The organism is Thiovibrio sp. JS02 (genome assembly GCF_053485635.1).
In genome coordinates, this window is the sequence record NZ_CM130715.1 from 166,679 (window position 1) to 192,901 (window position 26,223).

Annotated in this window: 29 protein-coding genes; 8 read left to right on the top strand and 21 right to left on the bottom strand. The window is 60.0% G+C overall.

Annotated features, from left to right (window positions below; genetic code table 11):
- Window positions 1-66: 66 nt before the first annotated feature.
- Complete coding sequence (locus ACUUL3_RS00820; protein ID WP_448553673.1) at window positions 67-978, bottom strand: pentapeptide repeat-containing protein; 912 nt, start codon at window positions 976-978, stop codon at window positions 67-69.
- A 344-nt stretch (window positions 979-1,322) separates the two neighbouring features.
- Between ACUUL3_RS00820 and ACUUL3_RS00825 the strand changes: the two genes are divergently transcribed.
- The gene (locus ACUUL3_RS00825) at window positions 1,323-1,787 is read left to right on the top strand and encodes a DoxX family protein (RefSeq protein ID WP_448553675.1); all 465 of its coding nucleotides are present in this window, start codon (window positions 1,323-1,325) and stop codon (window positions 1,785-1,787) included.
- Between the two features lie 24 nt (window positions 1,788-1,811).
- Here the strand turns inward: ACUUL3_RS00825 and ACUUL3_RS00830 are convergent, their stop codons facing one another.
- The 5 genes from ACUUL3_RS00830 to ACUUL3_RS00850 form a co-directional block, all read right to left on the bottom strand.
- Window positions 1,812-2,165, bottom strand: a complete 354-nt coding sequence (locus ACUUL3_RS00830; RefSeq protein ID WP_448553677.1) for a hypothetical protein — start codon at window positions 2,163-2,165, stop codon at window positions 1,812-1,814.
- A 128-nt stretch (window positions 2,166-2,293) separates the two neighbouring features.
- Window positions 2,294-2,668: a phage protein GemA/Gp16 family protein gene (locus ACUUL3_RS00835; RefSeq protein ID WP_448553679.1), complete on the bottom strand. Its 375-nt coding sequence runs from the start codon at window positions 2,666-2,668 to the stop codon at window positions 2,294-2,296.
- Window positions 2,669-2,811: 143 nt separating this feature from the next.
- Entirely contained in the window at window positions 2,812-3,426 is a 615-nt protein-coding gene (locus ACUUL3_RS00840; RefSeq protein ID WP_448553681.1) for an HAD family hydrolase, read from the bottom strand.
- A gap of 153 nt (window positions 3,427-3,579) precedes the next feature.
- On the bottom strand, window positions 3,580-3,798 hold the full coding sequence (locus tag ACUUL3_RS00845; protein WP_448553682.1) for a hypothetical protein: 219 nt from the start codon (window positions 3,796-3,798) through the stop codon (window positions 3,580-3,582).
- 21 nt (window positions 3,799-3,819) lie between these two features.
- Entirely contained in the window at window positions 3,820-4,359 is a 540-nt protein-coding gene (locus tag ACUUL3_RS00850) for a Smr/MutS family protein (protein WP_448553684.1), read from the bottom strand.
- Between the two features lie 314 nt (window positions 4,360-4,673).
- On the opposite strand from ACUUL3_RS00850, the gene ACUUL3_RS00855 reads away from it, so the two are divergent.
- The 4 genes from ACUUL3_RS00855 to ACUUL3_RS00870 all read left to right on the top strand — a co-directional run bounded on the left by ACUUL3_RS00855 (window position 4,674) and on the right by ACUUL3_RS00870 (window position 6,828).
- Complete coding sequence (locus ACUUL3_RS00855; protein WP_448553686.1) at window positions 4,674-5,564, top strand: M23 family metallopeptidase; 891 nt, start codon at window positions 4,674-4,676, stop codon at window positions 5,562-5,564.
- A gap of 56 nt (window positions 5,565-5,620) precedes the next feature.
- Window positions 5,621-6,082, top strand: a complete 462-nt coding sequence (locus ACUUL3_RS00860) for a bactofilin family protein (protein WP_448553688.1) — start codon at window positions 5,621-5,623, stop codon at window positions 6,080-6,082.
- Window positions 6,083-6,255: 173 nt separating this feature from the next.
- Window positions 6,256-6,573, top strand: coding sequence for a cupin domain-containing protein (locus ACUUL3_RS00865; protein ID WP_448556403.1), 318 nt, complete (start codon window positions 6,256-6,258; stop codon window positions 6,571-6,573).
- Window positions 6,574-6,603: 30 nt separating this feature from the next.
- Window positions 6,604-6,828: an RNA-binding S4 domain-containing protein gene (locus tag ACUUL3_RS00870; protein WP_448553690.1), complete on the top strand. Its 225-nt coding sequence runs from the start codon at window positions 6,604-6,606 to the stop codon at window positions 6,826-6,828.
- On the opposite strand, the gene ACUUL3_RS00875 is transcribed toward ACUUL3_RS00870, so the two are convergent.
- The 6 genes from ACUUL3_RS00875 to ACUUL3_RS00900 form a co-directional block, all read right to left on the bottom strand.
- Complete coding sequence (locus tag ACUUL3_RS00875; RefSeq protein WP_448553692.1) at window positions 6,829-7,338, bottom strand: O-acetyl-ADP-ribose deacetylase; 510 nt, start codon at window positions 7,336-7,338, stop codon at window positions 6,829-6,831.
- Window positions 7,339-7,361: 23 nt separating this feature from the next.
- The gene (locus ACUUL3_RS00880) at window positions 7,362-7,850 is read right to left on the bottom strand and encodes a hypothetical protein (RefSeq protein WP_448553694.1); all 489 of its coding nucleotides are present in this window, start codon (window positions 7,848-7,850) and stop codon (window positions 7,362-7,364) included.
- A 133-nt stretch (window positions 7,851-7,983) separates the two neighbouring features.
- On the bottom strand, window positions 7,984-8,934 hold the full coding sequence (locus ACUUL3_RS00885; RefSeq protein WP_448553696.1) for an aldolase catalytic domain-containing protein: 951 nt from the start codon (window positions 8,932-8,934) through the stop codon (window positions 7,984-7,986).
- A 146-nt stretch (window positions 8,935-9,080) separates the two neighbouring features.
- On the bottom strand, window positions 9,081-9,710 hold the full coding sequence (locus tag ACUUL3_RS00890; RefSeq protein WP_448553698.1) for a bifunctional 4-hydroxy-2-oxoglutarate aldolase/2-dehydro-3-deoxy-phosphogluconate aldolase: 630 nt from the start codon (window positions 9,708-9,710) through the stop codon (window positions 9,081-9,083).
- 67 nt (window positions 9,711-9,777) lie between these two features.
- Window positions 9,778-12,312, bottom strand: a complete 2,535-nt coding sequence (hrpB, locus tag ACUUL3_RS00895) for an ATP-dependent helicase HrpB (RefSeq protein ID WP_448553700.1) — start codon at window positions 12,310-12,312, stop codon at window positions 9,778-9,780.
- A gap of 15 nt (window positions 12,313-12,327) precedes the next feature.
- On the bottom strand, window positions 12,328-13,098 hold the full coding sequence (locus tag ACUUL3_RS00900; RefSeq protein WP_448553702.1) for a Mut7-C RNAse domain-containing protein: 771 nt from the start codon (window positions 13,096-13,098) through the stop codon (window positions 12,328-12,330).
- 106 nt (window positions 13,099-13,204) lie between these two features.
- Here ACUUL3_RS00900 and ACUUL3_RS00905 point away from each other — a divergent pair, with 106 nt between their 5' ends.
- On the top strand, window positions 13,205-14,005 hold the full coding sequence (locus ACUUL3_RS00905) for an amidohydrolase family protein (protein WP_448553704.1): 801 nt from the start codon (window positions 13,205-13,207) through the stop codon (window positions 14,003-14,005).
- A gap of 70 nt (window positions 14,006-14,075) precedes the next feature.
- Window positions 14,076-15,215, top strand: a complete 1,140-nt coding sequence (locus ACUUL3_RS00910; RefSeq protein ID WP_448553706.1) for an MBL fold metallo-hydrolase — start codon at window positions 14,076-14,078, stop codon at window positions 15,213-15,215.
- Between the two features lie 9 nt (window positions 15,216-15,224).
- On the opposite strand, the gene ACUUL3_RS00915 is transcribed toward ACUUL3_RS00910, so the two are convergent.
- Complete coding sequence (locus ACUUL3_RS00915) at window positions 15,225-16,457, bottom strand: MFS transporter (protein ID WP_448553707.1); 1,233 nt, start codon at window positions 16,455-16,457, stop codon at window positions 15,225-15,227.
- A 15-nt stretch (window positions 16,458-16,472) separates the two neighbouring features.
- Complete coding sequence (locus ACUUL3_RS00920; RefSeq protein ID WP_448553709.1) at window positions 16,473-17,279, bottom strand: 4Fe-4S binding protein; 807 nt, start codon at window positions 17,277-17,279, stop codon at window positions 16,473-16,475.
- A 254-nt stretch (window positions 17,280-17,533) separates the two neighbouring features.
- On the opposite strand from ACUUL3_RS00920, the gene ACUUL3_RS00925 reads away from it, so the two are divergent.
- Window positions 17,534-19,336, top strand: coding sequence for an LTA synthase family protein (locus ACUUL3_RS00925; RefSeq protein ID WP_448553711.1), 1,803 nt, complete (start codon window positions 17,534-17,536; stop codon window positions 19,334-19,336).
- Between the two features lie 122 nt (window positions 19,337-19,458).
- Here the strand turns inward: ACUUL3_RS00925 and ACUUL3_RS00930 are convergent, their stop codons facing one another.
- From ACUUL3_RS00930 to ACUUL3_RS00960, 7 genes are all read right to left on the bottom strand, one after another.
- Complete coding sequence (locus tag ACUUL3_RS00930) at window positions 19,459-19,758, bottom strand: hypothetical protein (protein WP_448553713.1); 300 nt, start codon at window positions 19,756-19,758, stop codon at window positions 19,459-19,461.
- Between the two features lie 180 nt (window positions 19,759-19,938).
- A complete protein-coding gene (locus ACUUL3_RS00935; protein WP_448553714.1) occupies window positions 19,939-21,117 on the bottom strand; it encodes a pyridoxal phosphate-dependent aminotransferase in 1,179 nt (392 codons plus the stop codon).
- 199 nt (window positions 21,118-21,316) lie between these two features.
- Window positions 21,317-22,615, bottom strand: a complete 1,299-nt coding sequence (locus ACUUL3_RS00940) for a phenylacetate--CoA ligase family protein (RefSeq protein ID WP_448553716.1) — start codon at window positions 22,613-22,615, stop codon at window positions 21,317-21,319.
- A 115-nt stretch (window positions 22,616-22,730) separates the two neighbouring features.
- Window positions 22,731-23,450 (bottom strand): ABC transporter ATP-binding protein, encoded by a 720-nt coding sequence (locus ACUUL3_RS00945; protein WP_448553718.1) that lies wholly within the window; start codon window positions 23,448-23,450, stop codon window positions 22,731-22,733.
- Window positions 23,443-24,210, bottom strand: a complete 768-nt coding sequence (locus ACUUL3_RS00950; RefSeq protein ID WP_448556405.1) for an ABC transporter ATP-binding protein — start codon at window positions 24,208-24,210, stop codon at window positions 23,443-23,445. Before ACUUL3_RS00950 ends, ACUUL3_RS00945 begins: the two co-directional genes overlap by 8 nt.
- Window positions 24,210-25,265: a branched-chain amino acid ABC transporter permease gene (locus ACUUL3_RS00955; RefSeq protein ID WP_448553720.1), complete on the bottom strand. Its 1,056-nt coding sequence runs from the start codon at window positions 25,263-25,265 to the stop codon at window positions 24,210-24,212. The genes ACUUL3_RS00950 and ACUUL3_RS00955 overlap by 1 nt, the downstream gene beginning before the upstream one ends.
- A 3-nt stretch (window positions 25,266-25,268) precedes the next feature.
- Entirely contained in the window at window positions 25,269-26,159 is an 891-nt protein-coding gene (locus tag ACUUL3_RS00960) for a branched-chain amino acid ABC transporter permease (RefSeq protein ID WP_448553722.1), read from the bottom strand.
- Window positions 26,160-26,223 lie beyond the last annotated feature (64 nt).

A 26,223-nucleotide genomic window follows, 5' to 3' on the forward strand; every position in this document is an offset into this window, starting at 1 on the left:
AAGCCGCGGAATTCCCTTTTGCTGGGGGAAGGTGGACGGGTGGACGGAAAAGGGGCGCATCAATGCTCAGCGGAGTGCTTTTTGCACGTCAAGACCGATGGCGGTGCCGATGTTTGCGCCGCGGAGATTTGCCTGCTCAAGGTTGGCTCCGGTCAGATCGGCCCGGTCCAGATCCGCTCCGGCCAGGTCGGCGCCTGCCAGGTTGGCCCCGGAAAGGTCGGCGCCGGAGAGATTCGCCCCTTTCAGATTGGCCCACTTGAGATTGGCCTTGCTGAAATTGGCGTTTTTGAGGTTTGCCCCGGCCAGGTTGGCCCGCATCAGACTGGCGCCGGCCATGTCGATGCCGGGCAGATTACAGCCCGGGCAATTCTGGCTCATGCCGCGATAAATCATGCGCAGATCGCGGCGGCTCGATTCGGGGTTCGCCGTTGGCGTCGTGGTTTCCTGGATGGTCGGGGAACTGGTCGCCTCAGGAGTTTTTTCCTCGACAACATCCGGAGTTTCCGGGGTGGTGGCGCGGGTCTGCGTGGCTTTGGCGGGGCGGGCTGTCTTGTGGTCGGCGGGTTGCCGTTTCACCCCTGGGCTCACCGTGAAGTAACTGGCGCGGATGCGGCTGCTGGTGTACATCTGATACTCTTCTCCCTTGCGGAACACCTCGTAGCAGATCTTGTCGCCATAGCCCCAGCGCTTGAATTTCAGGCAGAGGGTGTCCTCTTCGGTGGACCACCAGCCGTCGTTTTTCTCCGTCTTGCTCTTGACCGCGTAAAGTTTGCCATTGGCGTACATTTCAATGGTGGCGGTCTCGCCGTATTCATGCAGGGAGATGGTGTTGTCCGAAAGAAGCTCGACCAGTTCACCGCCGGTCAACTTTTTCCCGTCGCCGGCGACGGTGTTCGGATCAAGGTCTTTGCTGCCGCAGCCGGCGGCGAAAAGGAGCAGGGACAGGACAAGAAGATAATTACGCGGTTGCAGGTTCAAGGGTCTCTCCTCAGGGTCAGGTCATGGGGCCGTGGAATCCGCCTATTATTACCTGAAAAAAAATAAAACGCTATTGCCCATTGCGGAAAATTACCGGAGCGCGCAAAAAGGGAGAGCGGTGGGTGCCTGCGCTAAAAACAGGCCATTGTCCGCCCCGGATCCTCGCCGGTCACTGCCCGGCGCTGCTGGGACAATCGGCCGGGCGCCGCCCGCTTTTCCTCTGGCAACTTTGCTTTGGGGTATGGTACCGTGAAATGCGTGAATATGAAGGGATCCGGGCGGGAAAACGGATTTGAGGGCACCCGGGATCCCTCTGCCCGGAAGAGATACTGAAAGAGGAAGATATGCTGAAAGCGCTGCTGAAAACGGATAACAGCCCTGCGCAATTTTTGATCCGGCTTGCCTTGGCAGGCGTCATCTTTCCCCATGGCGCCCAGAAGGTATTCGGCGCTTTTGCCGGCCCGGGCTTCATGGCGACGGTCAACGGCTTCGCCGCCATGGGGATTCCCCCTTGGGCCACCCATGTCCTCATGTTTTCCGAGCTTGTCGGGTCGCTGCTGCTGGCCCTGGGGTTACTTACCAGGGTGTGGGCGCTCGCCATCGGTACCGGCATGGCGGTCTGCATGAAATTAAACCATCTTGAACACGGCTTCTTCATGAACTGGTTCGGCCGGCAGCAGGGGGAGGGGATAGAGTATCACATCCTGGTGCTGGGTATCGCTCTGGCCCTGGTGGTCCGGGGCGGGGGGGCGTTTTCCCTGGATCGCTTTTTCACCGGGGATCGCCGTCGGGGCGGGATCGTCTTCTAACGCACTTTCGCAGATTGCCCTTCGCTACTGTATCTTGTGAGCCTGAGAAGCGTCGTAGATGCTCTGGACGCCGAGTTCCCTCTCCAGGTCCGTTATCTTGGCCAGGGCCTCTTCTTCACTCATTCCCAGTGACTCGGCCAGCTTTTTGATGTCATACAGCGGCTCACCCGTCTCAGAGTAGCCGATGGGCGAAAGTTCGGGAAAGAATTCACTGGTTGCCATGCTTGACGCCTGACCGATCATCTCCCGGATTTCCGGGGGGCCGAAAAGCAGCAGCCATTTCACCGCATCGGACCAGAGCTTGCTGTCCACGGTTTCGCTTTGCAGCACCTGCAGGGCCATGGTCAGATCCCATTCGTCTTTCAGTGAGGGGGGCATGAGGGGTGTCTCCATTAAAAAAAGCGTGGGGAGCAGCGTCTTTTCCATAAGGAAAAGACGCTGACGGGAATTTTTTAATAGATAAGGCATTTGCCGGGAAAGTCAACCGCTTCGCCCGGGTGGTGCGGTCAGCGGTCCCGGTTGGCGAGGATGTGCTTGAGCGACTCGATGACCTTGCTTGCCTCTTTTTTGCCAAGGGCGTCAACGGCTGGTGATTTATAGTATTTCTTAAGAAAATTCGTCAGGTGGCCAGCATCCCAGTCGAGGTCGTCGGCAAGATGTTTGATGTACATCTTCTGGCGGAAAGTGATTCCTTCCCGGTGCGCGCGGTAGTGACGGCTGCGGGCAAAGTAGCGCATGAGCTTCCGGAAGGACGCCTCGTCAAGCTCCTTTGCCGAGCGCACCCCGGTGATTTTTTCAAGGCTGTCCCGATATTCCTCGTCGCTGAGATTGAGCTCTTTCTTGACGATATGGATGACGGCAAGTTTTTTTTGGTCTATCACGGCAGCGTCGTCCTGTTGTTGGCAATCTTCATGGCGCCGGGTTGATCGGCGATGACCCTGGTGCATTCCTCCACCGTGCCGACAACGCGTCGTTCCACCCCGCCCCTTGGGCGCATGGGGGCAAGGGCGGGACGCAGTCCGGCTCAGAGCAGGCCGCGACGGGTCAACTCCCGCAGGAAAGCCTCCTGGTCGCGGAACAGGTGGGTCTGGAGACCAAGGGCCGAGGCCCGGCCGATGTGGCCGGCATTGTCATCCACAAAAAGGGTGTTCTCGGCCCGTGCCTGCAGGGCGGCCAGGGTGTCGCCGAAGACGCTTGGGTCGCGCTTGGTTTTGCCCAGGTAAAAACTGTTGAAAATCCGGGTGAACGCATGGCTGAAGGGGTGACGTTCTTCAAGCCGGTCGAGCCAGTCGGTCTGATCGCTCAACACGACAGGATTGATTCCCTTTTGCCGCAGGCTGCGCACCGCCGCAAGCATTGCCGGGCGCAGGATGAAACGGCTCAGGATCTCTTCGCTCAGTTCCGTGTCGGTGCCGCCAATGCCGGTCTGCCGGCGGAGAAGGTGCCAATAGGCGTGCTCGTCGCATTTGCCGGTGACAAAGCCGCAGCCGTAGATGATTTCCGTGGCGGTTTCGAAAAAAGCCTCGGGGCGGAGCGAATTTTTTGCGGCGATGACCGCGAGCCCCTGGGTAAACCCTTCTTCCGCGACGACACCGCCGAAGTCAAAGAGGATGGTGGTGACCGGCTCCTGCTGGCCCATGGTTACTCCCTGGTAAGATTTTCGACATCGCGTGGTGTGCGTCCCTCCATACTGGGCGGCCGGCCGCGACGTCGCCGCGTCCCCGTGATGGCGCACGACAGGATTCGTGCCGAGGCAAATCAAGGGTCGATTCGGCTCCCAAAAGGAATCCTCTCATCCTTTTTGCGGCCACTCCTGGATGTTGCTTTGGAGTAGATAGCAGAACCGGTCCCATTCCACCTCCCGGCCGGAAACCGGACAACGGAGCCGCACCTTTCCTTCGCTTATGCCAATGACCTGCCAGTCACCCCGGCGGGGGCCCGCGGCAATGTGGAGCCTCTCGCCGATGGCAAATGGGTAGGGGCTGAAAACCGAGACCTGCTGCTGCGACATGCGTTTCTCCCTAAAAAAAGCTCAATTCAGATGGACGATGAGTCCGCCGCTGAGCTCCTTTTCTTTTTTTTCCCAGTGATAGGCCAGAAGCCTGTTTTCGTTTTGCAATATCTTGAGCTGCGTTTCAATAACGTCCTTGAGCACCGGGCCATCCGGCGAATGCAGCCCTTTGCCGGTTATAATCAGGACAGTCCGCAGGCCAAGCCCGCTCGCCCGGGCAAGAAAATTTTCCGTTTTTACCTGCGCCTCGACGGCGGTGCAACCGTGCAGGTCGAGCTCTTCCTGGGGGGGAGGGGCATTTTTTCTCCTCGCCTGTGGCGAAAGGGGCGGCGGGCCGGCCTCGCCTTTTTCCGAGAGGATCTCCATGAGGCGGGGGCCGGAAAAATCATGCCGGGCAAGGGCGCTGGCAAACCCCGGTCGGGTTTCCTGGTCGGAGGGGTTTGCGAATATGGTTCCCAGGTCATCGTCCAGCGTCAGCTTGCGGATACCAGGGGCCTTGGCTTTTTTCGCTGAAGATTTCACCGGGCCGGGCCGATTGGTTTTAGGACGCTTCTTTGTCATGGTTTGAAAAAACATGGATGTTTGCGCAAATAGGGATGCTCTTGCGATATGCATAGCGTTTTTTCCGAGAAGAGACAAGGGGCAAAAAAAATAACCGGGAACAAATGCAGGCGGGATAACGGTTCAGGTTGGCGCGCCCCTGTCAGGGGAAAAAAATGATGGTTCGGCCTGGCCGATCCTGTTACTATTTTTACCAGTAACGACGCACTGCATTCCGCGCATTCGCGAGAAGATAGCGCAACACCGGGAGGAGGGGCTGCCGGCGGCAGCGACAGTTCAGAGCCGAACATCATAAAAGAGGGGACTCTAGCTGCATGGATAACAAGTTGCATTTTGTCGTGACCGGCGAACGGGGGGGAACCCGCTCCTTTGTAATTTCCAAAGACTTCCTCAGACTCACTGTTCTCATCTGTTGTTTTTTTCTTTTCAGCAGCGTCGTCGGCTGGTTTTTCGTCGGCGAAAATGTCTTCTTGCGCCACCGTTCCGCTTCCCTGGCCGAGGAGCTTGGGAAAACCATTTCCTTGAACAGGAGCCTCCAGGCAAGCGCCGCCAGGCAGGAGAAGGAGCAGGAGGCCAGGTTGCATGTCGCCCTTGCCGAACTCAAGCAGCGCAGTCAGATCATTCAAGCCATCCTGAGTACCGTGGGGGTCGAGCTCGAGGTGAATGAAAGCGCCGAAGGCACCGGTGGCCCTTACACCAGGGCGGAGGAAGATTCCTATGCGGGGCTTACCCTCATGGTGGACCATTATCTTGCCGCCATCCAGTCCGTTCCCCTTGGCCCGCCGGCTCCCGGGGTCATAACCTCCCGCTTCGGCCGCCGCATTGATCCCATCAATGACAAGCCCGCGTTTCACAGCGGGGTGGATATCAGAAATCGGCGCGGCACGAAAATCATCGCCCCTGCCGACGGGGTTGTGGTGAGCGATGGATACACACCCGGCTATGGCAACTACATTGAAATAGATCACGGCAACACCTTCCTGACCCGCTACTTTCACCTCCATAAAAAACAGGTGAAGAGCGGCGACAGGATTGCGCGGGGGCAGGTCATCGGGCAGGTGGGCAACACCGGCAGAAGTACCGGCGCCCATCTCCATTATGAGATCAGATATCGGGACAGATTCATCGACCCGACAAAATTCATCCAGATCAGCAGCCATGTTGCCGCCTACCTGCGGAAGCAGGCCGCGGACGTCGAGCTGTAGAATTTTGCCATACCCTGAAGGGGGGAGGCCATCCCCTGTCGCACGAGGAGAAAGGCATGGGTCTTTTTAGGAAGCCGTCCGCGGCCGACGCGGAGAAAGAAATGATCACCAGCATCATCGGCGCGGACATGCAGTTGGTCGGCGATGTCACCTTCAGGGGCAAGCTGCGCCTGGATGGCCAGGCAGAGGGCAATATCCGCGGGGAATATCTGATCCTGGGCGAGACCGGCACCATATCCGGCGATATCGTGGTCGACACCTTTGTCTGTTCCGGCCGGGTTGAGGGGAGCGTTAATGTCAAGAAGCTCTATGTGGTGAAGAGCGGCCATATCCAGGGAAAGGTGGAAACCATGGACCTGGCCGTGGAGTCCGGGGCGGTGCTGAACGGAGAGATCAAGTCGAAAACCCAGCAGGAATTGCGCCTGGTGCCCGGCTCTTCCATTCCCGAGGAGGAGTGGGAAACCCGAATGAAGGAGATGGTCCTTAAAAAACAGGGGAAAAAGGCGCAGGTGGCCTGAATCCCTTTTGTCGAAAAGATTTTCCTGAAGAGCCTTCAGTCGTTTTTCTGTCTGACGGTTCTTTTTTTTGCCCGCGTTTTTTCCGCTGTCCCTTGACCCAGGTCAAAGCAGGGCGCTGGGCCGTCTGTTATGGTGAATTCCCGGTAAAAAAAACAGGAGGAGGATCCACCATGATGGAAAAAAAGAATTTCGCCCAGACCGGAAGTTTTGACGACAAGGCAATGAAAAGATTTTTGCTGCACGATTCCCCCTACTTCCGTATTCTGAACTTCAATCTGAGCGCCGGTCAGGTTTTTCCCGTCCACTCCCACGAGGTGGAAGGCCAGCTCTCCATCCAGATCATCGAGGGCTCAGGGGAATTTCTCGGCAAGGATAATGCGGCGATCGCCGCCGAGCAAGGGGATCTGTTGATCTGCGACATCAACGAGCCGCACGGGGTGAGGGCGCGCACCGATCTCAGGATTCTGGTGACCATTGCCCCGCCCTTCTGAGGGCCGGCCCAGGGCAAGGAGCAAGACTGCATGGAGATTCAGGAGGTGGGGATAAAAGGCGAGGTCATCCGCCTCGGCCAGTTTCTCAAGCTGGCTGGCGCCGTGGAAACGGGCGGCGAAGCAAAGCTCCGCATCCAGAACGGCGAGGCAAAGGTGAACGGCGCGGTGGAGACCAGGCGTGGCCGTCAGCTGGTGAACGGTGATCTGGTGGAATTTTCCGGTCTTGCCCTGCGGGTGGTTGGCCCTGCCTGCTGATCAAGTCTCGGTGAGCGCCTTTTCGTATGCCGCCCTGGTGGCGGGGTTGAAGCAGACAAAGAGCACCCTGGCAAGATCCGCGTTCTCCGCGAGGGCGCGCCGTGTTTCCCGGATTGCGATGCGGGCGGCTTCCTCCTTGGGATAGCCATAGACCCCCGTGCTCACCGCCGGAAAAGCCACCGATTGCAGGTGGTGTTCGCGGATGAGGGCAAAGCAGCTGCGATAGCAGCCGGCAAGGAGTGCCGCTTCCCCTTGCGCTCCGCCATGCCAGACCGGCCCCACCGTGTGGATGACGAAACAGGCGGGCAGGTTGTAGCCCTTGCTGATGCGGGCTTCGCCCGTGGGACAGCCCCCCAGTCTTCGGCATTCCTCAAGCAGACCCGGGCCGGCGGCCCGATGGATGGCGCCGTCAACCCCTCCCCCGCCCAGCAGCGAATTGTTGGCCGCGTTGACAATGGCCTCCACGGCCAGGGTGGTGATATCCTCATCCGTCAGTTGTATCACGCCCATGATTGCCTCTTCCCGTCGGCGATTCAAGGAAAGCCCCCGGCATCGCCGGTGATCTTCCGGTACAGGGTGTTTGGCGGCGTATGGATCGTGACCTCCCGATCCGCCCCCAGCCGGACCGTGCTCCATTCCTGGGGCGAGTACCAGATGCCGATTTCCTCCCCCGCCACCGTCCGGATCACCTTGCCGTGATAGCGGGTTTTCAGGCTGCGGTGCGGGTTGTCGATGATCTCCATCCAGCGTTGCAATTGTGCTTTTGTCAGGGCCACCGGCTTCCAGAATCCGATTTTCAGATGGTACTCCGGGCGGATGCCCAGGATGGCCAGGGGGAAGTCGTCGGGCCCACTGTAGTAATAGGTGTAGCCAGGCAGGGGCTGATACGACTCCAGGGCATCGTTGATGGCCATATCCTCCCGGAAGATGAAGGCCGGGCGTCCGCAGGCGGCTGTTGCCAGGAGCAGGGCGAGAAGTCCGATGAGCTGTTTGCCAAGGCGCGGTTTGGCGAAGATGGGCATGGTGTTCTCCTCTTCAGGTCTTTTCTCAATTATATGCAGATCAGGAGGAGGAGTTGGCAACAAAAAAAGGCGGATCCCGAAAAAGGGATCCGCCTTTTTTTGTTGCCCATGGGCGCGGGAGGCCGGGGAAAACTCAGATGCCGGCAGCGGCGCTGGTCATCTGGTCGTAGAAGGCGGTGACCTCGTTTTTCTTGTCCGACTCCATGCAGGCCATGGCCGCCCTGGGGTGCTGGTTGAGAACCCCGCTGACCATGTAGGGGATGAAGTACCCCCAGTCGATTTTTTCCCGCCAGGGAAGAATCTGTTCCTCGATGACCTTGATCAGAGGCCGGACCTTGAATTTCGGATTCTTCAGGAAGGAGAGCAGCAGTTCCAGGGGGCAGTTGCCGGCGCCGCGGCCGATCCCGTAAAGGGTGGCGTCCAGATAGTTGATGCCGCAGATGATGGAGGAGATGGTGTTGGCAAAGGCCAGCTGCTGATTGTTATGGGCATGGATGCCGATGGTCTTTTCCGGCATCCGTTCCATGTACATCTTGCTCAAGAGCTCGATGTCCTCCTGATAGAAGGCGCCGAAGCTGTCCACCAGATAGATGATGGGCACCCTGCATTTGGCCAGGTCGTTGAGGCCTTCCTGCAGGTCGCGGGGGCCGACGGTGGAAACGGCCATCAGGTTGATGGTGGTTTCATAGCCTTTGTCCATGCAGTGGTGAGCCAGGGCCACGGCCTTGTCGATCTGGTGCACATAACAGGCGACCCGGATCATGTCCAGGGAGCCTTCGGAGCGCAGGGGGATGTCGTCGTATTCGATGCGGCCGATATCCGCCATGGCCGAGAGCTTGATTTTCTTTTCCGAATCGCCGAGGATGCGCTGCAGATCCTTTTCCCCGCAGAAACGCCAGGGGCCGACCACATTGCGGTCAAAGGCCGACTCGGAGCTGAGATAGCCGATTTCCATATAGTCGACTCCCGCGTCGGAGAGGGCATGGTATACCTGTCTGACAAAGGCGTCGTCAAACTGCCATTTGTTCATCAGGCCACCGTCGCGGACGGTGCAGTCGATAACCTTGATTTCCGGTCTGTACATCGCAAGTCTCCTTAAAAAAGACGGACTCTAAAACAGCTTGGTGAGATGCTTTTCCACGTTTTTCTCCGGCAAGCCGCCCCCACCCTGAAGGCCGGACGGTCACGCAGGCGGAAAAAAGACGGAGATATAACGAGTAAAGGTGCGGATCATACCCGATTCCGCGCGGCCCGGCAATGGTCAATGAAATTTTTTACATTCCGGCCGACAAGGCCCAGATCCTGGTCGCGGATGGCCTTGCCGCCGAAGAGGCTGCTGGAGACGCCCACCGCGGCCGCGCCTGCCCTGAAGTACTCCTCCAGATTGTTGATGCTCACCCCGCCTACGGCGGCGAGTCTGATCCGGTCAAAGGGGCCGCGCAGATCGCGGATATACCCGGCACCGCCCATGGCTCCGCAGGGAAAGACCTTGACCATGTCGGCCCCCGCGCGCCAGGCCGCGTATACCTCGGTGGGCGTCAGGGCGCCGGCGATGATGGGGATGTTTTCGCTGTTGGCATATTCGATGACCGCGGTATCGAGGTTGGGGGTGACCAGGAACATGGCGCCGGCCGCGATGGCCCGCCGCGCCTCCTCGATGTTTCTGATGGTGCCCATGCCAAGGAGCTTGCCGGCCGGCACCGCGGGCCGGTATTCGCGGACGATCTCTTCGGCCTGTGCTGTGTTCATGGTGATCTCGATGGCGGAAAGCCCGGCCAGGAAGGAGACCTGCATGACCTCTCCGAAAAAATCGCCGGGAATGCCCCGCAAAATGCCGATGACCGGAACATCCAGTTCCATATTCTGCTCCTGCTCCGTTGATGGTGGGAATCCTCAGATGTAGCTTCTTTTTTTTCCGAAGTCCAGATTATTTCCGGGGTTTGGTCCGGGCGGTGGCTTCGGCCACAAGTGGGTCTTCAGGCCAGTAATGTTTGGGGTAGCGGCCTTTGAGCTCCTTTTTCACCTCATGGTAGGTGCTCTGCCAGAAGCCGCGCAGATCCCGGGTGATCTGGATTGGCCGCTGCGCCGGCGAGAGCAGGTGCAGGGTGATTGGCACCGTGCCGCGGCAGACCATTGGTGTGTCGGTGAGACCGAACATCTCCTGGAGACGTACCGCCAGGATCGGCGCATCGCCTGGCATATAGCGCAGTTTGATGCGCGAACCGCTGGGCACGGTGCAATGGGTGGGCGCAAGTTCCGCCAGTTCCTGTTGTTGTCGCCAGTTCAGGCGGCTTACGAGGATGGTCCCCAGGTCCAGTTTTCTGAGCTGTTCAAGCCGGGTCATGCCGGCGAGAAACGGGGCAAGCCACTCCTCAAGGGTGATGAGCAGGTGTTCTGCGGACAGATCTGGCCAATCTGCTTCCGGTTGCCAGTGGCGCAGGCTTTCCAGTCGCGCTTGCAGCTCTATTGTCTTCTCGCTCCAGGGCAGGGCGGCAAGGCCTCGGGAGCGAAGGCCGGCAAGGAGGGCGGGCAGGACCGTTTCCGGAGCCGGATTTTTCAAGGGGGCGGCCTCCAGAACCAGGGCGGCAAGGCGAGTGAGGCGCAGGGCCTTTACCGATTGCGTCTCTTCATCCCAGAAGACCTTTTCTTCCTTGACGATTTTTTCTGAAAAGACGGCCAGCAACTCCTCCCGGGCAAGGGGGGCGGCAAGAAAAATTCTGCCTTCGGCTTTGCCGGCGTCCAGTTCGGCTACGGCCAGGTATTCGCAGGCGGTAAGATGGTCGTGGGCGGCAAGGCGGGCGCCGCGGCCGGAGGTGAGTTTGTATTGGCCCTGGCTGCCCGGGCGGCGTTGGGCAATGCGGTCCGGGAAGGCCAGAGCCAGGAGGGCCCCCGGCGAATTGCCGGCTTGCTCTGGCCGGTCATTGCCGGAAAGCAGGCCGCGCAACTGCCTGCCGGTCTGGAGCACCCGCCGGCAGGCATCCGGATCCCCCTCCAGGCTGCGGACGGCGGCAGGGCCGTGACTGCGAAAGGCGGCAACCATCTGGAGCCGTTCCTCGATATCCGCGGATTTATCCCTTCCCTTGCTGAGCTCGCGCTCGGAAAGCAGGGCGGCCAAATCGCAGGCCAGGGCCATGGCTCCCGCCTCTAGCGCTTTGCTGAGCATCAGGCCCAGGCGGGGATGGACAGGGAGGTCGGCGATTCTTTTGCCCAGGCGGCTGAGACGGTTCTCGCTGTCCAGGGCGCCCAACTCCCTGAGCAACTCCTGCGCCTGGCTGAAATGACCGGCCGGGGGCGGGTCGAGCCACCGCAGGCTATCCGGGCGGGTTACGCCCCAGCGGGCCAGGGCCAGGACCAGCTGGCAGAGATCCGCGCCCTGAATCTCAGGCGGGTCAAAGGGACGCAGGCTGTGCTCCTCGCCCAGGCTCCAGAGACGGTAGCAGTGGCCGGGGCCCAAGCGACCGGCCCGGCCGGCGCGCTGGGTCGCCGCGGCTTTTGAGATGCGTTGGGTGGTAAGGCGGCTTAAGCCGCTGTTCGGATCAAATTGTGGCAGCCTTCTGAAACCGCTGTCCACCACGGTATGGATCCCCTCGATGGTGACGCTGGTTTCGGCAATGGGAGTGGCCAGGATGACCCGGCGCCTGCCTGCCGGGTCAGGCTGCACCGCCGCGGTCTGCGCGGCCAGGTTCAGGTCGCCGTACAGGGGGTGGATGGCGATCTCCTTTGCCGCCAGACGGCTCTGCAGGAGTTCCGCGGTCAGACGGATCTCGAAGGCTCCCGGCAGAAAGGCGAGAATGTCGCCTGGGTGCTCGTGCAGGGCCCTCGCGACGGCGGCCGCCACCTCGCCGGCAATTTCGCGGGGGAAGGGCTGGTGCGTGAGCCTGCCGGGCAGGTACTCCACCCCGACCGGGTGGCTCCGGCCGCTGCCGCAGACAACGGGCGTCCCGGCGAACAGCCCGGAGAGGAAGCCGGCCAGCGGGCCGGTGTCCAGGGTGGCGGACATGATGAGGAGCTTCAGATCCTCACGCAGACCGGTCATCACATCGAGGCAGAGGGCCAGGGCGAGATCCGCCTGCAGGCTGCGTTCGTGGAATTCGTCAAAGATCACCAGGCCGACGTCGGCAAGCTCGGGATCATCTTGGAGGCGGCGGGTCAACACGCCTTCGGTGAGCACCTCCAGACGGGTTGCGGCGGAAACCTTGCTCTCGAAGCGGACCCGGTACCCGACGCGTTGGCCCACCTCCTCGTGGAGCTGCCTGGCCATGAAGCTGGCGGCAAGTTTCGCCGCCAGCCTGCGCGGTTCGAGCATCAGGATTCTTTGTCCGGCCAGCCATGGTTCGGCGAGCAGAGACACCGGCACCACCGTGGTCTTGCCCGAGCCGGGTGGCGCGGAAAGGATCGCGGCCCTGGATGAGGCCAGGTGCGTGCGCAGTTCGGGAAGGATCGCATGGATGGGCAGGGTCACGGGGCGGGTCTTTTCTCAATAGGGCAGGGGTTGGTATTTGCCGAGTGCCGCTAAAAAGCGGGTCATCTCCCGGCGGTGCGAACCGGACCAGTAGATCTGCCGACAGTTTTCACAGCGCCGGAAGGCATGGTAATATTTTTTCGTCAGCGGTTCAAGCAGGTGGAGAATCTCTTCCTTTTCGACCGGGACCAGGTCGCCGTTGCAGCGGATGCAGCGGCTGTAAGGGCGTAACGCCTCTTTCCGCCCGAAAAAGTGAAGCACTTCGCCCAGTTGCCTGAGGGGGGCCTCCTCCCGCACCAGCAGACCGTAGCGGACTTTGTTCCGTTTCAAAAGCCCGCGATCCTTGCTGAGCAGAACCCGTCCTTCCTTTTCGGCTATTTCCGCCAGCTCTTCATCCTGCCAGGTCGGGTCGTAGGCGGTGTCAAAGCCGCACATCCGCAGCTTCCGCGCCAGCTTGCCCACGTTGGCGTCGGCAAGGAAGCGGAGTTCGGTCAGCGAGCCGGGCCGTAAAAGGGAGGGCCGGCCCAGATCCACCGGTGGCCGGTGCGGGAGAACCTCAAGCAACTCCCCGTTTTCAGGAAGGTGCGAGAAGGGGATTTCCAGTCCGGACGAGAGCAGGGAGCCCACCTCGGTATGGGGTATGCCCAGGGATTCGATGATATCCTTGCAGGAAGCCCGCCGGTTCAGCGCATAGTGCACCAGCCCGTCTGTTTGCGGCCGGGGGCTGAGCAGCGATTTCAGCCAGCCTGTAAAGGCAAGGGTTATTGCGGCGGTTGTACAGGTCATGGATTTTTGGTGTCCGCTCCGTCAGCAGGGTTACCAAGAAGAGCCGTGCATGGTAAAGTACGCTGCTTTCTTCCTGAATCATCATACAAAAGAACAGAGAGCGATCATGAGAGAAATTATTGATTTTCATACCCATGTCTTCCCGGATCCGGTTGCGGCCCAGGCCATCCCTGCCCTGGAAAAAATTGGCGGGGTAAAGGCCTGCCACGACGGGCGGCTTGTTTCGCTTCTCGCCAAGATGGATGAAGCAGGGATTGAAAAAAGCGTCATCTGCTCCATTGCCACCAGGCCGGCGCAGTTTGCCTCGATCCTCGACTGGTCCAAGGCCATCCGCTCCGCGCGGATCATCCCCTTTCCCTCCTTTCACCCTGCGGCGGCGGACGCCCTTGAACAGATCGCCACGATCAGGGCCGAAGGTTTTTTGGGCATCAAGATGCATCCCTATTACCAGGGGTTTGCTCTTGATGAGGAACGGATGCTGCCCCTGTATGAGAAAATTGCCGAGCTTGGCCTGATTCTGGTCATGCACACCGGCTATGACATCGGTTTTCCGCGTGAGCGAATCGCCGATCCGCGGCGGATCATGGCCGTGCTTGCCAGGATTCCCCCACTCAAGCTGGTTGCCGCCCATTTCGGGGCCTGGGATGAGTGGGAGGCGGTGGAGGCCATGATGCTCGGCCATCCGGTCCATATGGATCTTTCCTATTCCCTGCATATGTTGCCTCCGGAAAAAGCCAGGGCCATGGTGCTCGTGCACCCGGAAGACTATATCCTCTTCGGGACGGATTCGCCTTGGGCCGAACAGTCGGAGGTCATTGCGAGGCTGAAGGAGCTGAACCTTGGCCCTGCGCTGGAGGAAAAGATTCTCGCCGGCAACGCCGCCTCCCTGCTCGGCACGGCAGGGTGAGAAAGGACCGGGGGCCGGGTTTGATTTGGCGGCCATTGACTTGAAACACACACGGGACAGGAGGGAATATATGTCGGCAGTCATTTCCATGGCTGATTTCAAGGCGCGTCTCGATGCCGGGACGATTCAGTGTATCTTTGATCTGCGCAACTCCGATGAGTTTGCCGCCTGGCGGATCGAAGGGAAAAAGGTGGTGGAAACCATCAATATCCCTCAGTTGGATTTTGTCGGCGAGGAAGAGAAATACCTGGAGCGCCTGCCCAGGGACAAGGAGATCATCGTCATCTGCGCCCATGGCGATGCCTCGAAGTATTCGGCCGAGCTGTTGCGGGCGCATGGCTTTTGCGCGTTGAGCCTTGCGGGCGGCATGGATGGCTGGAGCGAGTTCTACGAAACGCATCAGGTGGCGAAGGCCCCTGCCATCCACCAGATCCACCGGGTTGCCAAAGGCTGCATCACCCATGTGCTGATCGCCGGCAACGAGGCCATCGTCATCGACGCGGTGCGCCACATTGCCCACATCGACAAGCTCCTGGCGGAAAACGGGGCAAGGCTTACGGCGGTACTGGACACCCATCTCCAGGCGGATCATATTTCCGGGGGTAGGGCCCTGGCGGAAAAGCACGGGGCCGGATATTGGCTGCATCCCCTGGATGCGGCAGGCGCCGCCTGTCCCTTCCTTCCCCTCACGGACGGTGTCCGTTTCCCGTTCGCGGGCAGCATCCTTGAGGCGATCCACTCCCCGGGGCATACCCCGGGCAGCGTCTCCCTGCTCCTTGACCAGCGCGTTCTTTTTTCCGGCGACACCATCATGAAGAACAGCCTGGGCCGTCCCGATCTGGGCGGCCAGGCCGCGGCATGGTCCCATCTGCTCTATGAAACCCTGTACGAGCGCTTCAGAAAACTGCGCGACGAGGTGCTGATCCTGCCGACCCATGCCTCCTCGATCCGGGATATGGACGAGAAAGGGGTGGTGGCGCTGACCTTTGCCGAGGCGAGAGGCAATGAAATGTATCATCTGGAGAACGAGGCCGTTTTTACGGCAAAGGTGGCCGCGGCCCTACTGGAAAATCCGGAGCGTTATCAGGAGATCCGCCGGGTGAACCTCGGACTCGTCAGCCCCGACGAGAAGCGGATGCGGGAGCTTGAAATCGGCAAGAACCTCTGCGGCATGGCCGAGGCGAGGAAGCAGCTCGCCGATCCAAGGTAGATTTCGGAATCAGGCGGATTTTTTTCTGCCCGGATCGCGGAGGTTCAGGGCAAGGATGATCCCGGCGGCGGCGAGCAGGGCCGCCATGAGGAAGCTGCTTCTGAAGCTGTTGTTTTTTTCGGCGAGGATTCCCGCCACTGCCGGACCGGCAATCTGACCCATGGCGAAAATGAAGGTGATGATGCCGAAGATGCGCGCCGCCTTGCGCGGGCCGGCATAATCCCCCACCAGCGCCGCCATGATGGAAGGGATGGACCAGGCGACAATGCCGAAGCAGCCGATGGAAAGAAAGAGAAAGGGCGTGGGGAGCGTCAGGGCCACGAGAAGATAGGCTGTGGTCTGGATGGCAAAAACCATGGCCAGGGTTCGCTTTCTGCCGATTTTATCGGAGAGCGTCCCGAAGACCGGGCCGGAGAGAAGACTGAGCAGTCCCACCATGGACCAGAAATTTCCAGCGGTCGCCTCGGAAAAGCCATGCTCGGTTATGAGCGTGGTGACGATGAAGGTCGCATAGATGACGTAAGTGCAGCCGAAGAGGAAGTACAATCCCCCCAGATGCGCAATGTCCCTCACCGTGATGGCGGTTTCCCCTGAAAGCTCGGGTTGCCGTCCGTCCTGCTGCTTTTCGCCGTATGGGCGCACTCCTTTTTCCGCGGGGTTGTTTCTGAGTACGGCCAGGCAGAGCAGGGCAATCAGAATGATGATGGCCCCCAGAACCTGCCAGCTCAACCGCCAGCCGGTCGCCCCTCCCAGCCGATTCAGGAAGGGGACGAGTTTGCCCGAGAGGAGAATGGCAAAGCCGCTGCCGATGACGACAAAGCCGGTGGCCCGTCCGCGGTGGCTTCTGCTGAACCAGTGCGAGACGAGAGCCATCATCGGCACGTTGGCCGCGCCGCTGCCCATACCGGTGATGGCGTAAAGGAGAAGGATGACGAGGAAGGAGCTGCTCCTGCCGATCAGGATAAGCGTGATGCCGATGCCTGCCAGGGCCAGGGCGATGAGGCGGCGGTAGCCCAGCCGCTCGGCCAATGTGCCGCAGAAGAGCACGGCGATGAGATAGCCCGCGAAGTTGACGGTGCCGATGAGGCCCATCTCGCTGTAGGAGAGAGAAAGGTTTTCCCCCATGGCCGGCAGGATCATGCCCAGGGCGAAGCGGCCCAGGCCGAGGCAGGCGAAAATGCAGAAGGTGCCTGCCCAGACAACGTGCCAGCCATAGTGGAGGGATTTTCCTTCGGAGGACAAGTCGGAGTTCCTTTTTCAGCGGCTGATCATTCCCAGCGCCGCTTCCGGGCAGGCGTTCCGGCAGAGGCCGCAGCCGAAGCACTGTTCGGCATGGACCTTGGCCTTGAAGGCGCCAGCCTCTTCCCGGCCGGTGATGGCCCTGAAGGGACAGGCTTCTTGGCAGGCGCCGCAGCCCAGGCATTTGCTCTCGTCCACTCCAGCCACCCGTTCGCCCCGGAACATGGTTTCCACCTGGAGGTTTAAGGTGCGCAGGCCCAGGCATTCCAGGGGCTGGCAGTTGCAGATCGCGCCGATGAAGGGGGTCATCATGGTCCAGATGGTATGGATCGCTCCTTCCCGCTCCAAGGCCTCCATCTGGCTGATCGCCTCTTCCCGGGAAACCGTTTCCAGCCCCTGATCCTGGGCCAGGCCGAAGTAGCCCATGTCCAACCCCTCATACCACGCATCCGGCGTATAGCTGACGGAAAAGCAGCAGCGATTTTCCTTTTTCAGGGCGGCCCAGCGGCAGGCGCAGGGCAGGCGGACAACCGTGGCGGCCTTGCCGATGATTTCCCGGATATCCTCGATGGTCACCACCTGGCCGAAATGCTCCTCCTTGGCCTTGTTTCGTATCTGTTCAACCAGGCGCCGGGGGAGCTGTCTCTTTTTCCGGTAGAGCACCTCCAGGCGTCCGATGGTGCTCAGCCCCTCCTCGATGGTGGAGGTGAAGAAATTCCTGATATATCCGCGCCGGCCCAGGTCGCTCATGAGGTCCCTGGCGTAGTTGGCAGCGTTCGTAAACCAGATTTTCCCCTCGCCGTGCTTGGTGCAGAACTCACACATGGTGTTTCCTTGTTTTTTCGAGATGAATGGCGGGGAAGACGGAATCGTCTTCGGCTTTGCCAGGCAAGCCGCAGCTCCCCATGCTGGAGGAAGATACCACAGAACGGCGGCCGGGGAACCTGCAAAAATTCCGCGCCGGGCGCCCTCGCTTCCCCTGCCTGCCCGAACCCTCATAAAGATTTAATGCAAAAAAAATATTTTCATGTATAGTTCTTTTTTCCTCATTTCTGCTGTGTTGTTGCACGGTGGCCCCTATGATTCTGCCCCTCCGCATACTCTTTTCCCTAAAGCCTCTGATCTGCAACCGCTACGCTCTTTTTCTGCTCTTTCTCCTCGGCTACACCGGCGTGATGGAACGGCACGGCGGCTTCCCTTCGCTGCTGCCGGCCTGGCGGCTTGAAATTCCCCTGCTTCTCTACCTCTATTTTTTCGGGAACACGATCACCCGGAAGTCGCCTCTGCAGCCGGTGATCGTTGCCGTGCCCATCGTGCTCTGCTATGCGGTGTTTGATTTCTATCACCTCCAGCTCGGCCGACTGCCGCGTCTTGTCGAGGTGACGGAGCTGCCGGAGCTGCTCGCCGTCATGCCGGCCTGGCTCAAGGCGATGCTGATCGTGTTTTACGGCATTCCTCTGCTTGTCTTCCTGAAGGCCCTGCGTCGGGGAGCTCTTATGCCCATGACCCTGGGGCTCTTGCCCTTTGCCGGTCTTTTTTTCGCGATCGAGTCCTGTCCGGATGCCTTCATGGCGGCCTTTGAGAAAACCCAGAAGGAGATCATCATCTATTCCGATGTGATGAGCGCGGCCAACAACGGCCGGCTCAGCATGACCCTTTACAACGAGGCCCGGCGTAAGAGCATGCTGGAAAAGACCGCCCACTACCGGGAAAACCCCTTTTACCTGCTGGAAGTGGACGAGGTGGTGGAAAAAATCAGGGGGCAGCGGAGCAGACGGAACGTGCATCTCATCGTGCTCGAAAGCTTCCTGGACCCGGAGTTGCTGCTTGCCGCGAAGTTTTCCCGCAAGCCGGTTCATCCCGAGTTTGAGAAACTCTTCAGGCACAAGGGCGGCTTTTCCATCTCCCCTGTTTTCGGGGGCGGCACTGCCCAGGCCGAGTTTGAGCTGCTCTGCGGGGTTCCTGCCATGCGGGAACTCTCCGGCATTGAGTTCAATGTCTTCACCGGCGCCAAGACCTCCTGTCTTCCCAATCTCCTCGGCGAAGGCGGCTACCATACCATGGCCACCAACGGCTTCCGGCCCGATTTTTTCAATTCGACCAACGCCTACGAGGGGATCGGCTTTGCAAATGCCTATTACCCCAGTGAGTACGCGCCGGCCAGGGAGACCTATTTTTCCAGGGGGGATGTCAGCGGCGAGGATTACATGTTCGACGGCGATCTCCTGGGTCAGAACCTGAAATATGTCTCCTACTGGCTCAAGGAGCACCCCCATACCCCCATGTTCAACTATGTCTTGACCATGTACGGCCATACCCCCAACGAGATCAATGCGGCGAAACGGCCGGAGGTTGTGCGCGTATCCGGGAAAGCGCCAGACGATAAGCATCTGCGGCGCTCGGTGAACCAGTACTACTACCGCACCGAGGCCATTGCCTCCTTTGTGAAGGACTTGGTGCGCATCGACCCGAAAAGCCTGATCATCCTGGTGAGCGACCACCTGCCGCCGCTGGAGAACGGACCCTACACCTACCGGGACTTCAACTATCTGGGCAAAAAGGAAGGCTATCTCAATCTGAACCGGATCTTTTTCGTGGAAAACGGCCGCAGCGTGGAATACAACACCATCCACCACTACGAGGTGCCAGGAATCATCCTCGACTATGTGACCCGCAGCCCAAAAGCCCCTGCCGGCGCTTTTGCCTCCCGGCAGCGGCCTTTTGAGCTTGCCGCCTATCGTCATGCCTACCTGACCATCATGGCCCAGGCCATGAACATCAAGAAGCTTTTGCCCGGCTTGAGCCCGGTTTCCGTCGCCCGGGAGGCATCTGCCCAGGCGGAGACGAGCAAGGGGGTCGCAGTGCCGCCGCTGCCCAGGTGAGAGCGTTCGCCAGGGAAGCCCTTCGGGCGATCGGTCCAAAAAAAAACCGAAAGCAAATGGCTGAAAAACCGCTTTCGGGGTATTCACCGCTGGCCGCCGTGGCGGCCAGCTGGTGCTGGTTGTTAGTTTTCGGCTCTTTCCATCTTTTGGTAAAGCCGGTGGAGCCTTGTCTTGAGTTCGTGGAATTTCCGGGTATCCTCAGCCGAGCCGAAACGGGGTTCGCTCATGGAATACAGTTCATTGTGCAGTTTGTCGATGTGGTGCTCAATGGTGAGGCAACCTTCGGCGCTGCAACAGTGACTGCATCTGCTCGTGCTGTTGATCTCTTTTTCCAGGGTGTCAAGGGATTCGCTCATGGCTTTGGCAAAGTAACGGAATGAGCTGACCTGATCGCTGTGAAGTAACTGATTTCTGGTTGTCATGGTCGTCACCCCCTTTCTGATTTCTTCCTTTGTTTATACTATAAAGCCGATTCCGGAAAAAGTAAGGGGTGCTTAACTTTTTTTGCGGGGCTGCGTCGCGGGTTTGCCCCGGCCGGAGAGGAGTCTGGTGTTGGTGTCTCTTCCGGCGTCAGCGGCTTGCGGCTCCGCCTCCCATTCTGGTCAAGCCAGCCTTTTCGCTTCGGCCATGGCCGCCTTGAACCCCCCGGCGGATCGGGAGATAACCGTGTCCTCCACGCAGAAGGCGAGCCGGAAGTAGCCAGGCATGCCAAAACCACGGCCCGGTACGCCCAGGATCTTCTCTTCGGCCAGGAGGCCGACGAATTGCGCATCATCGGCGAGGGGAGACTTGGGAAAGAGATAGAAGGCACCCTTGGGCGGGACAAATTCGTAGCCCGCCTCGCCCAGCACCTTGCAGAACAGCTCCCGGCGGCGGGCATAGATGGAGCAATCCACCGTCACCCCCTGCAGTTCGGCCACCACCCGCTGCATCAGGGCCGGAGCGTTGACAAAGCCCAGGATGCGGTTGGCCAACGTCAGGGCGCCGATGAGCTGGGCCTTGCCGTCGATTTCCGGGTGTACGGCAATATAGCCGATGCGCTCGCCCGGCAGGGAAAGATCCTTGGAGTAGGAGGAAACCACCAGGCTGTTGCGGTAGGCGGCAAAGACGCTGGGCACCGCCTGGCCGTCGTAGACGATCTTGCGGTAGGGTTCGTCCGCGATCAGGTAGATGGTCTGTTTCGCCCTGGCAAGGATTTCCGCCAGCCCGGCCAGCTCGGTCGCCGAATAGATCTGGCCGGTGGGGTTATTGGGGCTGTTGATGATGATCGCCTTGGTCCTGGGGGTGATCCCGGCCTCGATGGCGGCAAGATCCAGGCTGAAATCCTCACGGGTATTGACGATTTTCGTAACGCCGCCGTGGTTGTCGATATAGAAGTTGTACTCCACGAAAAAGGGCGCCAGGATGATCACCTCGTCGCCCGGATCAAGCAGGGATTTCATCACCACATTGAGGCCGCCGGCCGCCCCCACTGTCATCAGCATTTCGTCCTGGCCGACCGTCATGCCCTGTTCCCTGGAGATCTGTCCGGCCACCGCGGTCCGGACAAAGGGATAGCCGGAGTTTGCCATGTATCCGTGCACGCCAGGGCCTTCCGCGGCGACAATCTTTCTGACCGCCTCGCCGTACTGGGCAGGCGGCGGCAGATCGGGGTTGCCGAGGCTGAAGTCGAAAACATTTTCCGCTCCGAACTGGGCCTTTAATTTCGCCCCTTCCTCAAACATCTTGCGGATCCAGGACGAGCGTTCCGCGAATGCGATCATTTTTTGTGAAATTGCCATGTTGTTCTCCGGTAACCAGTTGACAAGTCCGTTGAAAAAGCCGTTCCCGACCTTTTCAGCCATTGATTGGCCCAAGACGCTTCGGCCAACCTCCCGAATTCCCTAACCCTTGCAGGGTCGGCGAAATCCTGCGACCGATCAGCAACGAGTGACGGCCGGGGGTATTTTTAACTCGTTCGCCGTCATTTGTCGCTTCCATTTATAATTTCCTTTTGTCCACGATCCGTTTGGCCTTGCCTTCCGAGCGTTCAAGGGTTTTTTCCTCAACCAGCTTGACATCCACCCCGATGCCGAGTTCCGAGGCCAGCTTGCGCTTGATGGTATCGATCATCGCCCCCTGTTTTTTCATTTCGTCAAAAAAGATCGCTTCCACCACCTCCACCAGCACGGTGATCTTGTCGAGACGTCCTTCCTTTTCCACGACAATCTGGTAATGGGGTTTGGTTCCCTCGATCTCGAAAAGCACGTTTTCGATCTGGGAGGGGTAGACATTGACCCCCTTGACGATCAACATGTCGTCGGTGCGGCCCATGACCCGCTGCATTCTGCGCAGGGTGCGGCCGCAGGCGCAGGGTTCCTCGATGAGGCGGGTCAGGTCGCGGGTGCGGTACCGGATAACCGGGAAGGCCTCCTTGGTCAGGGTGGTGATCACCAGCTCGCCGACCTCGCCGGGTGCCACCGGCTCCAGGGTATCGGGGTTGATGACCTCCACGAGGAAGTGGTCTTCGTTGATGTGCAGGCCGTTTCTCTCCAGGCATTCGCCGGCAACGCCCGGACCCATGATTTCCGAAAGGCCGTAATTGTCGGTGGCGATGATGTTGAGCTTGTTCTGAATCTCGTGGCGCATGGCCTCGGACCAGGGCTCGCCGCCGAAGAGTCCGTATTTCAGGCAGAAGGCGTTGAGGGGCAGTCCCATTTCCTCGATGGCGTCGGCAAGGAGGAGGGCGTAGCTCGGGGTGCAGATCAGGGCGGTGGTACGGAAATCCTGCATGATCTGGATCTGGCGTTTGGTGTTGCCGCTGGAGATGGGAATAACCGAGGCGCCTACCCGTTCGGCCCCGTAATGGAGGCCGAAGCCGCCGGTGAACAGCCCGTAGCCGAAGGCGATCTGCACCACGTCCTCATTGGTGACTCCTGCGGCGGTGAGCACCCTGGCCGTGAGGTTCGACCAGGTTTTGATATCGTTGCCGGTATAGCCAACCACCGTGGCCTGGCCGGTGGTGCCGGAGGAGGAGTGCACCCGCACCACGTCGCGCAAGGGGACGGCAAAGAGGCCGTAGGGGTAATTGTCGCGCAGATCCTGCTTGCTGGTGAAGGGAAGGCTGCGCAGTTCCGCAAGGGAGCGGAAGCCGTCCGGATCGACCCGGAGTTCCCTGAACTTCTGCCGGTAAAAGGGAACATGGGTGGCGACCCGGAAGAGGGTCGCCTGCAGGCGTTCAAGCTGAAGCTGCTCAAGATCCTCCCGCGAAATGCATTCTTTTTCCTGATCCCAGTACATGGCGTCCTCCTGGCGGTTGAACGGTCAAGATAAATTGTAGCGCCAAGCCGCAACGGAGCAAAACAACGTTGTCTAACTGCGCGTTCCGCTGCTTCGCGATTTGGCGCGGTGTGGGTTATTCCACGTCGCGGCCCAGATAGGCGCGCTGCACGTCGCGGTTGGCCAGCAGGTCCTCGGAGGGCCCCTGCAGGATGATCTTGCCTGTTTCCAGCACATAGCCGCGGTCGGCGATCTTCAGTGCCGCCTTGGCGTTCTGTTCGATGAGCAGCACCGTGTTGCCCGCTTCCCGCATCTTGCCGATGATGCGGAAGATGTTCTTGACGATGAGGGGGGCAAGGCCGGTGGACGGCTCGTCGAGCATGATCAGAGCCGGTCTGGCCATCAGAGCCCTGCCCATGGCCAGCATCTGCTGCTCGCCGCCGGAAAGAGTGCCGGCAAGCTGATCCTGCCGCTCTTCCAGTACCGGAAACAGCTCGTAAATGGAGGCCATTTCCTCCTGAAACCTTTTATTGCCCTGCTGGTGCTGAACATAGCCGCCCAGGATCAGGTTGTCCCGCACCGTCATGGTGGCGAAGACCTGGCGGCCTTCCGGCACCAGGGAGCAGCCGCGGGAGACGATCTGCTCGGCTTTGAGTTTCAGGATATTGTCGCCCTGCAGGAGAATCTCGCCGGCCGTGGCCCTGACCAGGCCGGTGATGGTGGAGAGCAGGGTGGTCTTGCCCGCGCCGTTGGCGCCGATCAGGGTGACGATTTCGCCGGGGTTGACATGCAGGGAGATGCGTTTCAAAACCCGCAGCTTGCCGTAGCCGGCCTCCAGGTTCTTGATTTTAAGCATCGTCTTCCTCCCCGAGGTAGATCTGGATGACCTCCTTGTTCTGCTGGATATTGGCCGGAGTATCCTCGGCGATTTTCTGTCCGAAGGAGAGGACGACGATTTCGTGGGAGATGTCCATGACCAGCGACATGTCATGTTCGACGAGAAGGACGGTGATCCCTCTCTCGTTGATCCTGCTGATCAGTTTGGCAACCTCCGCGGTTTCGTAGATGTTCAGGCCGGCGGCCGGCTCGTCGAGGAGGAGGAGGTCGGGGTCCATGGCCAGGGCGCGGGCGAATTCCACGGCCCGCTGCTGGCCGAAGGCAAGGCTGGTCGCCTCGCTGTCCGCCAGGTCGGCGATTTCAAGCAGTTCGAGCAGTTCCAGACATTTTTCCCGGATCCGTCGTTCTTCCGTCCAGGTGGAGGGCAGGCTGAACATGCCGGCCAGAAACCCTGCCCGGCTGCGGCAGTGGCGACCGATCATCACATTTTCCAGGGCGGTCATGCCGGGGTAAAGTTTGATGTTCTGGTAGGTACGGGCCATGCCGCGCCGGGCAATCCGGTAGGGGGGCAGGCCGTGGATCGGCTTTTCCTTGAAATGGATGGTGCCGGAGCTGGGGGGCAGAGCCCCGGAAATCAGGTTGAACAGGGTGGTCTTGCCGGCGCCGTTGGGGCCGATCACCGCCTTGATCATCCCCTGGCGGACCGAGAAACTGGCATTGTTCACGGCGTGCAGCCCCCCGAAATGGCGGTTCAGATTGTTGAGTTCAAGAAGCGCCATCATGCACCTCTCTTCAGAAAGCGTTTGAGGGAGGAAAGCAGGGAAAGCCGCAGCAGGCCCTGGGGGGCGAAAAGCATGATCACGATGAGGATGGTCCCGAAAACGGCATCGTCGTAAGAGCCGAACATGCCGCGCAAGGACATGAAATTGAGAAGCGTCCCCATGATCAGGGCGCCCCAGAGATTTGCCATGCCGCCGATGGCGACGATGGCGACGTAGCGTACCGATTTCATGACGCTGGCCTCGGAGGGGCCGATGCCGCCGTTGTAATGGGTGAGGAAGATGCCGGCCAGGGCGGCGAGTACGGCACTGATCACAAAGGTGTTCAGCTTGTAGCGGGCGGTGTCGATGCCCATGGCGTTGGCCGCATCCTCGGCGCCGTGGATGGCGCGCAGGCCGCGGCCCACCCGCGAGTGGATGAGGTTGCCGAGGAGCAGCATGGCCAGGACGACCATGGCCCAGGCGATGTAGTAGTTGCTGATTCTGGCCGTGAAGCTGCCGCTGACCGAAAGGCCAAACGGGAGGGGGAAGCCCGGCACCTCCGAGATGCCGTCCGCTTCGCCGAAGATGGGGGTGGCCAGGGCCAGGCGGTAGATGATGATGCCGAAGCCCAGGGTGGCCATGGCCAGATAGTGGCCCTTGAGCTTTAAAACAGGGATACCGATGACATAGGCGACGAGCACGGTGAGGCAAAGGGCGCAGAGGCAGGCGGCCCAGGGCTGGAAGGTGAGCAGGGGCTCGCCGAACATTCCTTGTCCTGCCGCAAGAAAGCCCAGGGATTCTCCCAGGCGGATCAGAACCTGCTCCTTATGGGGCAGAAAGTTGTGGGTGGTGAGCATGGCGGAAAGATAGCCGCCAATGGCGAAAAAACCCGCATGCCCGAGGGAAATCTGGCCGGCATACCCCATGAGCAGGCAGAGGCCGATGATGAGCAGCGAGTAGTAACCGGTCATGGTGAGCTGGGTCAGGTAAAAGGCCTTGTCGGTCCACTGGGTGAGCAGCTGGACCAGGATCACGGCCACGATGAGGAGCGCCAGGGGAAGATGCCGTTTCATCGCTTAAAACTCCTTGAGGCCGGCGGCATCTTTCCGGCCGAAAAGCCCGTGTGGTCTGAGGAAGAGGATCACCAGCAGGATGCTGATGGAAATGGCATCCTGAAAAGCCAGCGGCACGACGCTGACGCTGAAGGATTCGATGAGGCCGAGGAGGAGGCCCGCGGCCACGGCAGCCATGCTGTTGCCCAGGCCGCCCAGGATGGCAACGGTAAAGCCTTTGATGGCCAGCCCCGTGCCGTTGTCGTATTGGCTGTAGGTGATGGGGCTCATCACGCAGCCGGCCAGGGCGCCGATTCCGGCCGAGAGCATGAAGGAGAGGGTAACCATGTTTCTGGTGTTGATGCCGCAGAGGGTGGCCGCCATTCTGTTCGCCGCGCAGGCCTGCATCTTTTTGCCCTGCAGGGTGTGCCTGAAAAAAAGACTCAGGCAGACCACCATGACGGTGCAGACGCCGATGACCCACAGGACCTGGGGAGAGATCCTGGCCCCGAGGATGGAAACGGTGGTGATCTCGTTGCCGTTGAAATAAGGCAGGGAGCGGACGCCCTCGCCCCAGACATGCAGGGCGACCTCGCGGATCAGGATGGAAATGCCGATGGTGATGATGATCATCCGCAGCACCGAGGGACGGTCCAGCCAACGGATAAAGACCATCTCCACCAGAGCGCCGATCAGCATGACCAGGAGCACGGCCAGGGCGATGGCCATGGGCAGGGGCAGCCACTGGGCGAGGGAAATGGCGATCATGCCGCCGAGCATGACAAATTCGCCCTGGGCAAAATTGATGATGCCGGTGGTGTTGTAGATGATGTTGAAGCCGATTCCCACGATGGCGTAAATGATGCCATAGGTGATGCCGGCAAAGAGATATTGGCAGAAAAGTTCTATGGTCATTGTGCTCAATGGGCTTCAGATTGCTGGCGGCAGCCTTCGGTGGACAGTCCGCGCGTTCACTTCG

Excerpts from the sequence above, each read along its gene's own strand:
- ACUUL3_RS00925 (WP_448553711.1), top strand. The coding sequence starts at position 17,534 with ATGATTCTGCCCCTCCGCATACTCTTTTCCCTAAAGCCTCTGATCTGC.
- ACUUL3_RS00885 (WP_448553696.1), bottom strand. The coding sequence starts at position 8,934 with ATGTACAGACCGGAAATCAAGGTTATCGACTGCACCGTCCGCGACGGT.
- ACUUL3_RS00950 (WP_448556405.1), bottom strand. The coding sequence starts at position 24,210 with ATGGCGCTTCTTGAACTCAACAATCTGAACCGCCATTTCGGGGGGCTG.
- ACUUL3_RS00865 (WP_448556403.1), top strand. The coding sequence starts at position 6,256 with ATGGAAAAAAAGAATTTCGCCCAGACCGGAAGTTTTGACGACAAGGCA.
- ACUUL3_RS00945 (WP_448553718.1), bottom strand. The coding sequence starts at position 23,450 with ATGCTTAAAATCAAGAACCTGGAGGCCGGCTACGGCAAGCTGCGGGTT.
- ACUUL3_RS00880 (WP_448553694.1), bottom strand. The coding sequence starts at position 7,850 with ATGCCCATCTTCGCCAAACCGCGCCTTGGCAAACAGCTCATCGGACTT.
- ACUUL3_RS00905 (WP_448553704.1), top strand. The coding sequence starts at position 13,205 with ATGAGAGAAATTATTGATTTTCATACCCATGTCTTCCCGGATCCGGTT.
- ACUUL3_RS00960 (WP_448553722.1), bottom strand. The coding sequence starts at position 26,159 with ATGACCATAGAACTTTTCTGCCAATATCTCTTTGCCGGCATCACCTAT.
- ACUUL3_RS00920 (WP_448553709.1), bottom strand. The coding sequence starts at position 17,279 with ATGTGTGAGTTCTGCACCAAGCACGGCGAGGGGAAAATCTGGTTTACG.
- ACUUL3_RS00860 (WP_448553688.1), top strand. The coding sequence starts at position 5,621 with ATGGGTCTTTTTAGGAAGCCGTCCGCGGCCGACGCGGAGAAAGAAATG.
- ACUUL3_RS00840 (WP_448553681.1), bottom strand. The coding sequence starts at position 3,426 with ATGGGCCAGCAGGAGCCGGTCACCACCATCCTCTTTGACTTCGGCGGT.
- ACUUL3_RS00935 (WP_448553714.1), bottom strand. The coding sequence starts at position 21,117 with ATGGCAATTTCACAAAAAATGATCGCATTCGCGGAACGCTCGTCCTGG.
- ACUUL3_RS00845 (WP_448553682.1), bottom strand. The coding sequence starts at position 3,798 with ATGTCGCAGCAGCAGGTCTCGGTTTTCAGCCCCTACCCATTTGCCATC.
- ACUUL3_RS00870 (WP_448553690.1), top strand. The coding sequence starts at position 6,604 with ATGGAGATTCAGGAGGTGGGGATAAAAGGCGAGGTCATCCGCCTCGGC.
- ACUUL3_RS00955 (WP_448553720.1), bottom strand. The coding sequence starts at position 25,265 with ATGAAACGGCATCTTCCCCTGGCGCTCCTCATCGTGGCCGTGATCCTG.
- ACUUL3_RS00830 (WP_448553677.1), bottom strand. The coding sequence starts at position 2,165 with ATGCCCCCCTCACTGAAAGACGAATGGGATCTGACCATGGCCCTGCAG.
- ACUUL3_RS00900 (WP_448553702.1), bottom strand. The coding sequence starts at position 13,098 with ATGACCTGTACAACCGCCGCAATAACCCTTGCCTTTACAGGCTGGCTG.
- ACUUL3_RS00940 (WP_448553716.1), bottom strand. The coding sequence starts at position 22,615 with ATGTACTGGGATCAGGAAAAAGAATGCATTTCGCGGGAGGATCTTGAG.
- ACUUL3_RS00930 (WP_448553713.1), bottom strand. The coding sequence starts at position 19,758 with ATGACAACCAGAAATCAGTTACTTCACAGCGATCAGGTCAGCTCATTC.
- ACUUL3_RS00855 (WP_448553686.1), top strand. The coding sequence starts at position 4,674 with ATGGATAACAAGTTGCATTTTGTCGTGACCGGCGAACGGGGGGGAACC.
- ACUUL3_RS00850 (WP_448553684.1), bottom strand. The coding sequence starts at position 4,359 with ATGACAAAGAAGCGTCCTAAAACCAATCGGCCCGGCCCGGTGAAATCT.
- ACUUL3_RS00875 (WP_448553692.1), bottom strand. The coding sequence starts at position 7,338 with ATGGGCGTGATACAACTGACGGATGAGGATATCACCACCCTGGCCGTG.
- ACUUL3_RS00825 (WP_448553675.1), top strand. The coding sequence starts at position 1,323 with ATGCTGAAAGCGCTGCTGAAAACGGATAACAGCCCTGCGCAATTTTTG.
- ACUUL3_RS00890 (WP_448553698.1), bottom strand. The coding sequence starts at position 9,710 with ATGGAACTGGATGTTCCGGTCATCGGCATTTTGCGGGGCATTCCCGGC.
- ACUUL3_RS00910 (WP_448553706.1), top strand. The coding sequence starts at position 14,076 with ATGTCGGCAGTCATTTCCATGGCTGATTTCAAGGCGCGTCTCGATGCC.